The sequence below is a fragment of the Paenibacillus sp. TSA_86.1 genome (assembly GCF_052691815.1).
The window spans coordinates 403,073-416,401 of the sequence record NZ_JBQZGE010000001.1 but is presented as its reverse complement, the minus strand read 5'-3'; the positions used below and the strand labels follow the sequence as shown (position 1 = coordinate 416,401).

Below are 13,329 nucleotides of genomic sequence, written 5' to 3'. Positions count from 1 at the left end.
CGGGACTATTGAAGCAAAGATATATTTCTTTAGTCTTACATTGAACGTTCTAACACAGCTGCACGTATAATCATCAAACTCAGAAAACGGACGGTGATTCTACATGATTGAAGTACGGGATATAAACAAACATTTCGGGGAGCAGCAGGCACTGCAGGATGTCAGCTTTACGATTCAACAAGGAAGCATAACCGGACTCATTGGCCCAAACGGCTCAGGTAAAACAACCCTCATTCGTATCATGAACGGAGTTCTGGGCGCAAACAGCGGGCAGGTTACTATCCAAGGTATGGATACGTCACGCGAAACGGAAAAGGTACTGGCGATCTGCGGTACTCTGACCGAACAAAGCGGTTTGTACGAAAATATGAGTGGGCGAGATAATTTGCTTTTTTTCGCGGATGCCTTTGGTCTAAAGCAAGCAAATAAACGCATTGACGAGTTGGTGCAGCTTCTTGAGATTCAGGATTACCAGCACCGCAAAGTCGGCACCTACAGCACAGGGATGAAAAAACGTCTGGGTCTTGCCCGGGTGCTGCTGCACCGTCCTTCGATTCTGTTTCTCGATGAGCCGACCAATGGCCTTGATCCTGACGGAATCCAGATGGTGCTTCGCATTATTCGTCAGTTAAATACGGAGCAGAACTTGACGATTCTCGTCTCCTCACACGTGCTGACTCAACTCTCCGCCGTGTGTGATCATTATATTTTTATGAAAAAGGGGCGTGTGGTTGAAAAGGGGACTGAACAGGAGATCATCCAACGTTATCAATCTGCACCTCTGCTAGAGGTCGAAGCAGATATGCCAAATGGCTGGGAGACAGGAACTTATTCGCCAGAGACGGTTACAGCGCATACAGCAACGTTTCAACTTTCTTCTCGTGAGCATATTCCCTTGCTGCTTCGGCAGCTAACCGAGCGTGGTCAGGTTTACCAGGCACGAATTGAAGGCAATGATCTGGAAAACATCTATTTTGCGATAAGGAAGGCGACTGTACATGAATAATTCTCAAGCGTTACGTGCACTCATTCGTAAAGATATCCGTTCTGTCACATCCAGCGTGCAGCTCTGGCTGCCCATGCTGATTGTACCGTTAATCATCGGAATCATTGTTCCATCCGCTCTGATATGGGCAGCATCACGAATCAATCTGCATTCAATAAGTAACTTAAATGTGATCATGGAAACCTTAGACAAGCTAATCCAAAGCGGACAGATGCCCTCCATGGCAGCCATGACCACGGACAATCAACGCATTGTTTATTTTCTTGGATTGTACATGTTGGCTCCCTTGTTTCTCATCATCCCCGTGATGGCTTCCAGTATCCTCACTGCCAACAGTTTCGCTGGTGAGAAGGAACGTAAGACACTGGAAGGATTGTTGTTTACGCCCATGAGCATGAGCACACTCTTCAAAGGCAAGGTACTGGCTGCTCTCATTCCGTCACTGTTGTTATCCTGGGTGACATTCATAATCTATGGCGTCTTAGCCAACATCCTGATGTACCCGATATTCGGCACACTGATGTTCCCGAATTGGAACTGGATCATTCTGATTCTCTGGGTTGTTCCGACATGCAGTTTAGCTGTTATACTGCTGAATGTACTCATCTCGGCTAAAGTACGAGGATTTCAGGAAGCCTACCAGCTTGGCGGACTTGTTGTCCTGCCTCTGGTTGCCCTGATTGCTGGTCAGGCCACCGGCATGTTAATGATCGGGCCATCGATGCTGCTGGGCACTGGTGCAGTGATGCTGCTCATGAGCTTTATTTTACTCCGCCTCGTAACGGTCTGGAATCGGCGTCAGCAACTTGCGGAAAGCCAGATTTGAGTCAATGTCATCTGCTTATACGGTCTGTGTATGAAGGAGTCAATAGATACACTTTCGCTTGGTTGTGCTGATTGAGAAATAAACAAACGCAAGTTATGATGTGGAGACGTGTAATCATGGATGATTATAGAGAGGAATGGAACAAACAGCATGGAATACAGCCTATATCAAAAATTAAAATATGCTTCACCACTAATGGCACAGGAGAAGCATATTGTGGACTATATCCTGAGCAACCCCGAAGTTGTATTCCATTCTACAGCCCATGATTTGGCTCAACAGACTTATACAAGCGCGTCCACCATTGTTCGCCTATGCAAAAAGCTGGGTACCAAAGGGTACCCAGACTTTCAGTTAAAGCTTGCGCTCGAATATCAACAATCTCCTTCTTCATTGCGGACGCCGGATCATGCAATTACAGAACAAGGCAATGTGTTGGCCGCTATCGACTCGGTTCCGTACCTGTATCAACAGGCGCTGGATGCTACCCGGAGTATGTTAAACGCTCCTGTTTTAGTACGAATCGCGAATTGGGTCAAAGAATCCGCACGTATCGATATCTACGGTAGTGACATGAATTATTATTTGGCACAGCAAGCATGTGCCAAATGGAATGAACTCGGCATTGCGGCGATAGCGCACAATGGTCCCAACATGCATTATTTGAACACGATGAATTCCAACCAATTCATCCTGTCTTTTGTCATTTCCCATACGGGAGAAAACTCATCCATGATTGAAGTCGCCAAAGTATTGAAAAATAAGCAACGGAACGTCATCGCGGTGACCAGAAACAATCTTTCAACGCTGTCCAGACACTGTGATGAAACGCTGCTAACCTATGGTTATAACGAACAATTGAGGCTATCCAAAATGTCTTCGATGGTCTCGGTACTGTATCTGTTCGATATGCTGTATATGGCGAGCATCAGCGACAACTACTGAGATTGAAATTTATCATTAATCATTTATCCGTTGCAAATACAATACCCGCATGCTTGCGAGCCTCGGCAAGTACGTTCATTACAGAACGGCTGTGTTCCAGAAGTTCATAACAACGCTTGTAATCACCAGCCACATAGATGTCTCTGAACGCTTCCCACTCATAATAGAGCCAATTGGATTTGGTCTGGGCATTATACGCCTCAGCAGGCTCTTTTCCGATCTGAAGCTGGATCTCCCGGCAACCGTTCGCTCCCCCTACAACTTGAAGATAACCCTTCTCACCCTGAATGAGCACAAAGTTCATGCCATTCGTATCTTTGGCACCTACACATTCTGCAATGAACTCTGGATACTTGAGGACCACAACTCCTGATGTGTCAATGCCGTTCTCATGCTGATTCGCCGTGTACGATACGGTGTTCGGACTGCCAAACAAACTCATAACCAGATGCAGATTGTAAATGTTGATATCCATCAGCGCTCCACCAGAGAACTCGGGATTAAATACGTTCGGTGTCTGTCCCGCGAGAAGATCATTGTATTTGCGCGAGTATTGACTGTAGTTACACTGAATCAGTTTGATCGAACCAAGTCTCGGTAATTGCTCCTCGATGACTTTAATATTTGGCAAATGAATGTTGGAGATCGCTTCAAACAACAACAGGTTCTTTTTCTTCGCAAGTGTAATCAGCGTTTCCGCTTCCTGTAGCGTGGACGTGAACGGTTTTTCACACACAACGTGCTTACCCTGTTGAAGGGCCTGAAGAGCCTGCTCGTAATGCATGCTATTCGGTGAAGCAATATAAACGAGATCTACATTTTGGTCTGAAAATAAGGATTCCAGGTCTGTATAGATTGTACTTATCCCATATTGATCTGCAAGCTCTTGCGCTGTCTCTCTCCTGCGGGAGTACATCGCAGTGACGATGACATCGTCCAGTTCATTAATCGCGGATAAAATGGCATCTACGATGGAACCTGTACCTATGGTTGCTATGTTCATGATATCGTTTCGCTCCTGTCGTTGATGGTTCAGTCAGCTTTTCTTGCCGCTTCGACCCCATCATGTAAAATATCCAATACATACAAAACCTCTTCATCTTTGACCGGTTTATCATCATAATGTCGAATGGCATGAAGCAGTCGATCGTATAAAATGCCGTAATCCGTTGCTTGCGAAGGAACTTTCTCTGTATGTGATATTCCCTCATCGTCTATATAACTCATTGTTCCCCAGTTATCCTCCGATTCAGCTTCGATGGATACCCTGGTTCGTCCTCCCCCATTTTTCTTTTGATGTCCACTGCTATATTTGACAAAGCTTCCCCGATCCCCATGTACAACGAATTTCGGGTGCTCAATCTTAACAAGCAGACTGCACTTGATCGTGGCCTTCATTCGTCCATAACGAAAATCAATATCGATATAATCATCGGATTCACCCGGCGCGATCAAGCTCCGAACATCATAAACAATTCGGTCAGCCACCCCATATATGGAAATTAACTGATCAATGGTATGCACGGCCAAACCATGCAGCATTCCAAATCCGTTCCTGCTATAATGTGGGTGAAAATAATCATAGTGGGACTGAATTTCAACAATATTTCCCAGTTCTCCGCTCTCAATCACGTGTTTCAATGTCAGAAAGTCACCATCAAATCTGCGATTTTGATTCGCCATGGCGATGAGGTTTTTGCGATTAGCTAGTTCAAAAATGTCTTTGGCTTCCGCAGAAGTCGAGGCAAATGGTTTCTCCACAAGCACATGTTTCCCATGTTCCAATGCCAGCTTGGCGTACTCTACATGGCTATCCACATGGGTGGCGACAACAATTAATTCAATTTCATCATCCTGCAATATGTCTTCAATACTCGTCGAAAAAACAATCTCGGAATAGAGTGATTCACGCTCTGTGTCGCCAACTCGATCTTCCTCCCGGCGGTATATCGTTTTCACCTTGATATTTTCTTTTTTATCCAGGTAAGGCAAATGATAATTCACTACTGCATTCCCAAATCCAATGATCGCTATATTTAAGGTCATGACAGATCACTCCTCTTCTCTGGTTGAGTGTAATGTTACCACGACCAAATTAGGTGGAGAATATTTCAGGACGAGAATGGCAGCATCATGCGCAAATTGATTTCAAGTCGAACTGAGTATGAAATTCAATTTCATTCTCTTGCTAAACACGGTATACATACGTAAAGCGTATCATCTGTGCATTGTTGCTATTTACACTCCTTGCAACAGTGACATTAGCAGGCGGAACCGCAGCCCAAGCAGCTCCACTGAGTCAATCGACAGTTTATTACGAATCTGATGGCGTGCTTTACAAAGTAGCCGGGGATGGAAGCAATTCCGCCGGGGTATTGATTGATTTTGAAGGCATAGATTTGACTGCAGCGGGATCTTATCTTTACTACACCCAGTCTGCATCTTCTACAGCATTGCTTCGGATTCCAAATGACGGTTCCAGTGATGCAGCGGAGACATTTGCTTCCGATGTCATCAATTATTATGCGGATAAGTATCGTGCCAATGGCGATCAGGGTATCTCATCTGTCACCAAAATTGCGGACAAGGTGAACAAAACGTCTAATCTCAACTTGAGTAACGTAACCTACGTTACGAATCAATGGATGAAAGATAAACCGGAGGTTGCCTACATTTCCGGCAAAAATGGTCCCTATGCAGTCAATTCATCTCTGAAAGTTAGTAAAATAGCTGGGGACGAGTGGGACACATTCCACTTGCGTTTGATTAATCATGTAAGGATGAGATGGCTCTACAGCTTGGGTGCTGGGTGTCATCTTTTTTTGTGCTTACATTTAACGTATACCTTTGGCATTTTGTTAATCGTGTTTTCTAATTTGCCGAAACTAATTTTCAAAAACGTCTTCCATTTGAGAATGATAATTGTTATCATTAAGAAAATAAGACAAAAGGATGGTCCGTATGAATGAATCGTTTCCCGTTTTAACTGAAACCTCTTCTCTACCGCTGCTCTCTTCAATGTGCCGAGTACGTCGCGGGAAAAATTTCCGTATACAAGGCATGACGGTAAGTCGGCCCATACTTTGTCTTATTTTACAAGGCAACGGATTGCTGGCTATGGACGACATTGTGCATGAAGCACAAGCTGGGGATCTGTTTATGATCAAACCCGGCGTGACCATCGATGCAGTGGCTCACTCCGAAATCACTGAATTCCTCATGTTAAGCATGGAACAAGTCAGCATGCAACGAGTACGAGGCGAATGGAAAATGACCGCATCTTCCTCTCTTCCATTTGGATGGCAGGCGGGCAAAATGCGCATCCGGCATGAACAGCAGGCAGCAGAACGAATGACCAAGTTGTATGATTCCTATCGAGGGAAACGTGCAGATCATTTTGTCAGCATACATAGTCAGTTACATGAACTGCTGCAATTCCTGTCGGAGCATCGACTGGAAGCTAACCTTGAAAAGGTAGACCCTGCATTGGAGCGCAGCATCTCCTATATGCACCGTTTCATGAGTGAGGGTATCAGCATGGATCAATTGGCCAAAATTGCCGGATTGACACCAAGTTCTTATTCCCGTAGCTTCAAAAAAGCAAAAGGCATGTCCCCTACGGATTATTTAAATCGACTGCAGATCGAAGAAGCCAAAAAACAGCTGTCTGAAGAGAACTGTGTTCTCAAAGAAGTTGCCGAATCCATAGGTTATGGCAATGAATATTATTTTAGTCGTAAATTCAAACAGATGCTTGGAATTGCACCAAGTTTATATATGAAGAAACACCGATTACGTGTAGCTACAGTATCCAGCACTCACTTTGATGAGCATCTACGTTCATTGGGACTGCAGCCCGTCGAATCACTGGATTTAGGCCATAAATCGAAGAAAGATGCAACGGAACAAGAACGTAACCTAACGAACCAACTTGATCAACTTCGCCAGGCTAAACCAGATCTGATTATTGCTGATGGTTTTTGCCAGTCGTACTATGATCAACTAAAAAATATTGCACCTACCGTCATTGTTCAAGTGACACAGGATTGGACAGAAACCCATATGCGATTGGCAGAGCTTACCGGGCGTGAGAAACAAGCGCAACTGCATCTCAAGGACCTTGCATTTCGCCGGCTAGAGGCCGCACCTTCCCCTGCATCTGTAGCCCACCGAGCTTGGAAGCCTGTTACTTGGACAGATCAAACTAAAATTCAACGTGCCGAATCACAAACTAGCGGTTCCAAACTCCGGATTTCTGCACAACGTTTGCAAAAGTCCAGTCTACTGGAGCCAATTGCAGCTCACTCTTCTGTAGATATGGAGCTTGCAAGTTTAAGCTTCATCGGTCAATAAAATGCAAAAGGACCCTTCCTGACGGAATGGGTCCTTTATTTCAATATTATAACTGCTCTTTCATTTCTTCTCTGATGTCTTCTTTTGGAACAAGCTTATAGATCTCTTCATCTTCCATCGCATCAATAAGCCTGTCGAGCCATCGGTAGTATGCTTCCGCTTGCAATACTTTACGCATGTCCTCATGTAATACTTGCAGAAGCTCAGCATCAGCCTGTTCGTCAAGCTGGTTGATCAACCGGTTCATCTCGTCAACGGATTTGCGAAGAATCTGAAGGTTACTCTCCACTGCTTTTCTCCATTTAATAGCAAAATAATCCGTAAACGTCTGATGCCAGTCATACTCCACTTCATATAGATCTTTTCTGGAGCCCTTGCTCCACACCTTATTTACCATTTTCAGATCCAGCAGAGTTCGTACTCCAGTGCTCATGCTTGTTTTGCTCATTTCCATTTCCCGGCCCATATCATCAAGGGTCATCGGTTTTTCCGCAAAAAATAGCAATCCATATAAATGTCCCGTGGACAACGTTACGCCATATAGATCCATATTCCGTCCAATGGCTTCGATAACGCGTTTACGGATCTTCAGCACGGCAGCCTGCTGATCCTCTTGCAAATGGTCCAAGCTCATGCTTGCAACCTCCATTCTGAACATTCCAGTCTTGGCAAAAAAATATCAGCATGTTCAAGCTCTGCTTACATGGGAAAGCATGCAGCTGGATATTCTATAATCTAGAAACACCTTATATCCAATGGGTTATATTGGGAACTTTACCATGCTTAAATTTGCCTACGATGATCTTTTAACCAAAAAAACAAGCTTTAATTCAGCTCATTTTCTATTGTAGGAAAAGCAATAATAAATGTAAAGATGTCTGATTAGCCAAAAAAAGGAGATAGACAGAGCATATAGAAGCAAAACTCTGTACAGTTTTTACTGTACAAACATTATGTACTGTTTATTCGGTTGCTATACTGGTTAACTATTGTTAGAATACAAACCGTTACCCAGAAAGACGGGAAGCGAAGCAAGAACTACCGGATTTCGTGGCTGGGCGCACAAGTGTATGGGCTTGTGGCTGCTGAAAGCCGTTCGAAGTGCACAACACATCAGAAGGGGTGAAAACATGACCATACTTGAAGTAAAAAACGTAAGTAAGCTGTTTGGCCCCCAAACCGAGCAAGGTCTTGAATTACTGGAGCAAGGTTGGGGCAAAGAAAAGTTGGCCAAAGAAAAACAAATAACGGTTGGTGTCAATCGGGTCAACATGGAAATTAAAGAAGGTGAAATCTTCGTTATTATGGGCCTGTCCGGTAGTGGTAAGTCCACACTGGTTCGGATGTTCAATCGCCTGATTGAACCAACATCCGGAGAAATTCTGGTTCATGGCAAAGATTTGCGAAAAATGAACAAAGAACAATTGCGAGAAGTGCGCCGGAAAACGATCAGTATGGTATTCCAGAAATTCGCTTTGTTTCCGCACCGGACTGTTCTTGATAATGTGGAATATGGTTTGGAAGTTCAAAAGGTAGATAAGGAAGTTCGCCGTGAGAAAGCCAAGACCTCGCTGGAACTGGTCGGCCTCAAAGGCTGGGAAGACAAAATGCCGGATGAGCTCAGCGGCGGGATGCAGCAACGTGTAGGACTTGCCCGAGCACTTGCGAATGACCCGGAAGTACTATTAATGGACGAAGCCTTCAGTGCACTTGATCCATTGATTCGTCGGGATATGCAAGATGAGTTGATTGAGCTTCAGGATAAGATGAAAAAGACCATTATTTTCATTACCCATGACTTGGACGAAGCGCTGCGCATCGGCGATCGGATTGCCCTTATGAAAGACGGCGCCGTTGTGCAGATCGGTACACCGGAGGAAATTATGATTCAACCGGCCAACTCATACGTGGCCCGCTTCGTCGAAGACGTGGACTTGTCCAAGGTCCTCACAGCATCACACGTTATGCGTCGCCCTGAAACGATCACGACAGATCGTGGTCCTCGTGTTGCTCTCGAGTTAATGCGTGAGCGAGGCATATCGAACCTGTTTGTCATTGATCGCTCCAAAAAACTGCTGGGTGTCATTACAGCAGAAGACGCAACCCGTGCAATGCGCGAAAATAAAGTATTAAACGACATTCTGATTACAGATGGGCCGACAGTGTCGCCCGAGACCCTGATTCATGAATTGTTTGAGATTGTAAGTTCAGCCCATGTGCCTCTCGCCGTTGTAAGCGAAACTGGCCGTCTGCAAGGTGTTATCGTTCGCGGTGCCCTGCTCGGTGCACTAAGCGGTGAAGTTGCAGAAAAGGAGGAAGCTCTGAATGATACCCAAAATACCACTAGCATCGTGGATTGAATCCATCGTTGACTGGATGAGTTCCTCGCTCTCCGGATTGTTTAAAGTGATCTCTGTCGTTATTCAGGAAGTGGTTGGATTTTTCTCGGGGCTGTTTATGTTGCCTCATCCGCTCCTGTTCATTGCCATATTAGGTGTACTGGCCTTTCTTGTAGGCAGATTGCCACTAACCTTGTTTACGGTTATCGGATTCCTACTCGTGGATAACCTGGGCTACTGGTCCCAATCGATGGACACGCTCGGTCTTGTTATTACGTCCGGATTGATCTCAATACTGCTCGGTGTGCCCGTCGGTATCTGGTTGGCTTATAGCAAAACAGCTGCGCGAATTATCACTCCGCTGTTGGACTTCATGCAGACGATGCCTGCATTCGTTTATCTGCTGCCAGCCGTTACGTTCTTCAGTCTCGGTGTGGTTCCGGGTGTTATTGCATCGGTGATCTTCGCCATTCCACCTACCATTCGTCTGACACACCTGGGAATTAAGCAGGTTTCAAGCGAACTGGTGGAGGCAGCAGACGCGTTTGGATCAACGTCTGCTCAGAAGTTGTTTAAGGTACAGCTTCCACTTGCCTTGCCTACCGTGATGTCCGGTATTAACCAGACCATCATGTTGTCCCTTTCTATGGTTGTTATTGCATCCATGATCGGTGCACAAGGTATTGGCGCAGAAGTATATCGTGCTGTAACCCAGCTACAGATTGGTAAAGGATTTGAAGCTGGTCTTGCCGTCGTTGTACTCGCGATCGTACTTGACCGCTTCACACAAAACCTGTTTATGCCTGGACGCAAAAGGACTTCCCGTATCTCCACCAAACAAAAGGTATGGATCACTGCGGCAGCAACACTCGTTGTACTAGTCGCCGGATTCTCACAATACTTCACAGGCAACACTACATCTGCTGGTGGAAACAACGGTACCGCTAATGCTATAGGCAAAGAAGTGAACTATCAGATTATTGGTATCGATCCAGGTGCCGGTATTATGAAGTCCGCAGCCAAAGCAATTGAAGATTACAAACTGTCTGACTGGAATCTGATTGAAGGCTCGGGTGCTGCAATGACTGCCACACTCGACAAAGCTATTAAAAACAAACAACCTATTATCATAACTGGATGGACACCTCACTGGATGTTCAACAAGTACGAGCTTAAATATCTGGAAGATCCAAAAAAATCGTTTGGTGATGCCGAAGAGATCCATACCATTGCTCGCAAAGGTCTGAAAGAAGATCACCCGGTTGCTTACGAATTCCTGAAGCGTTTTAAATGGACTTCCGATGAGATGGGTGAGATGATGATTGCCATTCAGGGTGGTCAATCCCCTGAAGAAGCTGCTAAAGAATATGCTGAAAAACATGCGGATCAGATTGATGAATGGACGAAAGGTCTGACACCGGTGGGCGGTGATGCATTCAAACTGAGCTATGTCGCATGGGATTCTGAGATTGCCAGCACCAATTTGCTGAAATATGTCATGGAGAACAAGCTCGGATATAAAGTCAACGCACTTCAAGTGGAAGCCGGACCCATGTGGACTGGTGTTGCCTCAGGTGACGTAGATGCTTCTCCAGCGGCCTGGTTGCCACTGACACATGCAGACTATTGGGAACGTTATAAAGATCAGGTTGAGGACCTTGGAGCCAATATGACAGGAGTACGTACAGGTCTGGTGGTTCCTAAATATATGACAGACGTCAACTCGATTGAAGATTTGGAAACGGGTGCTTCAACTTCTACTTCATCCTCTGAGTCTGCGGCAAATGCCAACGTCGGAGACGGAGTCAACCACAGGATTATCGGTATTGATGCAGGTGCCGGTATTATGAAATCCACCGCCAGTGCCATTGAAAAGTATGGCCTGACCGACTGGAATCTGGTGGAAGGGTCCGGCGCAGCCATGACGGCTACGCTGGACAAAGCGTACAAGAATAAAGAACCCATTATCATTACAGGCTGGACCCCTCACTGGATGTTTAACAAATATGATCTGAAGTATTTGGAAGATCCTGATAAAGTCTATGGAGATGCCGAAGAAATTCATACCATCGCTCGTAAAGGTCTGAAAGAAGATCACCCGGTCGCTTATGAATTCCTGAAGCGCTTCAAGTGGAATTCCGATGAAATGGGCGAGATGATGATTGCCATTCAAGGCGGTACATCCCCTGAACAGGCGGCCAAAGACTATGCCGAGAAACACAAAGATCAGATTGATGAATGGACCAAAGGTCTGACACCCGTAAACGGCGATACGTTCCGTCTAGGTTATGTCGCTTGGGATTCCGAAATTGCCAGCACCAATCTGCTCAAATATGTAATGGAAAACAAGCTCGGATATAAAGTGAATGCATTGCAAGTTGAAGCCGGACCAATGTGGACTGGCGTTGCTTCAGGAGATGTTGATGCTTCGCCAGCTGCATGGTTACCTCTGACACATGCTGATTATTGGACGAAATACAAAGATCAGATTGATGACCTTGGTGCAAATATGACAGGTGTAAAAACCGGACTTGTCGTGCCTGCTTATATGGATGTCAAATCGATAGCCGACTTAAAGGATAAATAAATCATTTCCTATTCAACCATTCTTTGATGCAGTAAAGTTGATTTTGTCCTTATAAAGTTCTTCTTGTACTATAAAACCACCTATCTTGTGCATTCGAGATAGGTGGTTTTCGTTTAACTAAAAAAGAGACAAAGAGGGCTTTGTGCCTTCTTCGTCTCATCTCTTATGTCATTTTAATGATGAAAAGTTTACCCGGAATCCCTTAGGTGTTCATCCCTTGATTATTTTCCTGTGCCAAGAAAGCCTTCTTTGAAAATATTCAATACATAGTCCAGTGTAATCGGGTCACTGTACGTCACGGCTTTTGTATCCAGCTCAATAACATGTTTGTTCTGAACAGCCGGAATTTTCTCCCAGATCCCTGACTTCATAATTTCATTATCACGAGTCATGTCTCTGCTAACCACAACGAAGTCACCCATATATTCCGGAAGAACTTCAAGTGACAAGGAATGATAACCTTCTTTTAACGTATCATTCTTCACTTTTTCCGGCATATTCAGCTTCATCGCTTGATACAGTGCTTCTGTTCCACGTGCCCAGTGATCTCCCATCGCAAAAACTTCTTTATCAGCAATTTCAATCGTGGATACTGTTACTTTATCACCATACTTGGCTTTAATCTCGTTACCGATCTCTCCAGCTCTTTTGGTGAAATCATCAATCCATGTTTGTGCTTCAGACTCTTTGTTCAGCACTTTGCCAATCTCCAGCTGCTGTTGCAGATAGTCGAGTTTCCCCCAAGTGTATACAATAGTTGGGGCAATCTTGGACAACTGCTCAAGATTTTTCATATGTGAACCTGCAATGATCAGGTCTGGATTCAAAGCTGAAACACTCTCCGGATCTTCCTCGCTTACAATCGCAACATCTTTCAATTTATCCTTGAACAGCGGATTTTCTGCTGTCCATTTATCTACGCCCACTGGCGTTACATCCATAGAAAGTACGTTGGGACCGTTTGTAAGAGCAACAATGCGCTGCGGTTTAGCCGGAATCTCAACTGGCCCTGTTTCGGATTGATACGTAATTGTATCGGCCGTATTGGCAGTTTTACTGCTTGTCTCTTCTGTTGCAGCTGCCTCTTGTTTTCTGTTGTCTGATGTACCGTTTGAAGCACCGTTACCACATGCACTGGCAATGATCGTAAAGATCATCAGCACGATGAACGGCAGAATGTATTTCTTTTTCATCTGTATTGTCTCCCCTAATCGTTAATGATAATCATTATCAATTTAATGAACGTGTTGATTATATGATATGAGTCGATAGC

11 protein-coding genes are annotated in these 13,329 nt (G+C 44.9%); 7 read left to right on the top strand and 4 right to left on the bottom strand.

Annotated features, from left to right (window positions below):
• Positions 1-103 precede the first annotated feature (103 nt).
• The 3 genes from ACUTVW_RS01750 to ACUTVW_RS01740 all read left to right on the top strand — a co-directional run bounded on the left by ACUTVW_RS01750 (position 104) and on the right by ACUTVW_RS01740 (position 2,777).
• Positions 104-1,006 carry an ABC transporter ATP-binding protein gene (locus ACUTVW_RS01750; RefSeq protein ID WP_445644201.1) on the top strand — a complete coding sequence of 301 codons (903 nt, stop codon included), beginning with the start codon at positions 104-106 and terminating at the stop codon, positions 1,004-1,006.
• On the top strand, positions 999-1,832 hold the full coding sequence (locus ACUTVW_RS01745) for an ABC transporter permease subunit (protein ID WP_445644200.1): 834 nt from the start codon (positions 999-1,001) through the stop codon (positions 1,830-1,832). The genes ACUTVW_RS01750 and ACUTVW_RS01745 overlap by 8 nt, the downstream gene beginning before the upstream one ends.
• Positions 1,833-1,952: 120 nt before the next feature.
• The gene (locus ACUTVW_RS01740) at positions 1,953-2,777 is read left to right on the top strand and encodes a MurR/RpiR family transcriptional regulator (RefSeq protein ID WP_445644199.1); all 825 of its coding nucleotides are present in this window, start codon (positions 1,953-1,955) and stop codon (positions 2,775-2,777) included.
• Positions 2,778-2,796: 19 nt separating this feature from the next.
• Here the strand turns inward: ACUTVW_RS01740 and ACUTVW_RS01735 are convergent, their stop codons facing one another.
• Both ACUTVW_RS01735 and ACUTVW_RS01730 read right to left on the bottom strand, forming a co-directional pair.
• Positions 2,797-3,780: a Gfo/Idh/MocA family protein gene (locus ACUTVW_RS01735; RefSeq protein ID WP_445644198.1), complete on the bottom strand. Its 984-nt coding sequence runs from the start codon at positions 3,778-3,780 to the stop codon at positions 2,797-2,799.
• 29 nt (positions 3,781-3,809) lie between these two features.
• Entirely contained in the window at positions 3,810-4,823 is a 1,014-nt protein-coding gene (locus ACUTVW_RS01730; RefSeq protein WP_445644197.1) for a Gfo/Idh/MocA family oxidoreductase, read from the bottom strand.
• 182 nt (positions 4,824-5,005) lie between these two features.
• On the opposite strand from ACUTVW_RS01730, the gene ACUTVW_RS01725 reads away from it, so the two are divergent.
• Together ACUTVW_RS01725 and ACUTVW_RS01720 are read left to right on the top strand one after the other, a co-directional pair.
• A complete protein-coding gene (locus tag ACUTVW_RS01725) occupies positions 5,006-5,746 on the top strand; it encodes a hypothetical protein (RefSeq protein ID WP_445644196.1) in 741 nt (246 codons plus the stop codon).
• On the top strand, positions 5,739-7,130 hold the full coding sequence (locus tag ACUTVW_RS01720; protein ID WP_445644195.1) for an AraC family transcriptional regulator: 1,392 nt from the start codon (positions 5,739-5,741) through the stop codon (positions 7,128-7,130). Before ACUTVW_RS01725 ends, ACUTVW_RS01720 begins: the two co-directional genes overlap by 8 nt.
• A gap of 46 nt (positions 7,131-7,176) precedes the next feature.
• Here the strand turns inward: ACUTVW_RS01720 and ACUTVW_RS01715 are convergent, their stop codons facing one another.
• Positions 7,177-7,764, bottom strand: coding sequence for a GbsR/MarR family transcriptional regulator (locus ACUTVW_RS01715; RefSeq protein ID WP_445644194.1), 588 nt, complete (start codon positions 7,762-7,764; stop codon positions 7,177-7,179).
• A gap of 496 nt (positions 7,765-8,260) precedes the next feature.
• Here ACUTVW_RS01715 and ACUTVW_RS01710 point away from each other — a divergent pair, with 496 nt between their 5' ends.
• Entirely contained in the window at positions 8,261-9,490 is a 1,230-nt protein-coding gene (locus ACUTVW_RS01710) for a quaternary amine ABC transporter ATP-binding protein (protein ID WP_445644193.1), read from the top strand.
• Positions 9,456-12,056 carry a glycine betaine ABC transporter substrate-binding protein gene (locus ACUTVW_RS01705; RefSeq protein ID WP_445644192.1) on the top strand — a complete coding sequence of 867 codons (2,601 nt, stop codon included), beginning with the start codon at positions 9,456-9,458 and terminating at the stop codon, positions 12,054-12,056. The genes ACUTVW_RS01710 and ACUTVW_RS01705 overlap by 35 nt, the downstream gene beginning before the upstream one ends.
• A 221-nt stretch (positions 12,057-12,277) precedes the next feature.
• Here ACUTVW_RS01705 and ACUTVW_RS01700 read toward each other — a convergent pair whose 3' ends face one another.
• A complete protein-coding gene (locus ACUTVW_RS01700; protein ID WP_445644191.1) occupies positions 12,278-13,249 on the bottom strand; it encodes an ABC transporter substrate-binding protein in 972 nt (323 codons plus the stop codon).
• Between the last annotated feature and the right edge of the window lie 80 nt (positions 13,250-13,329).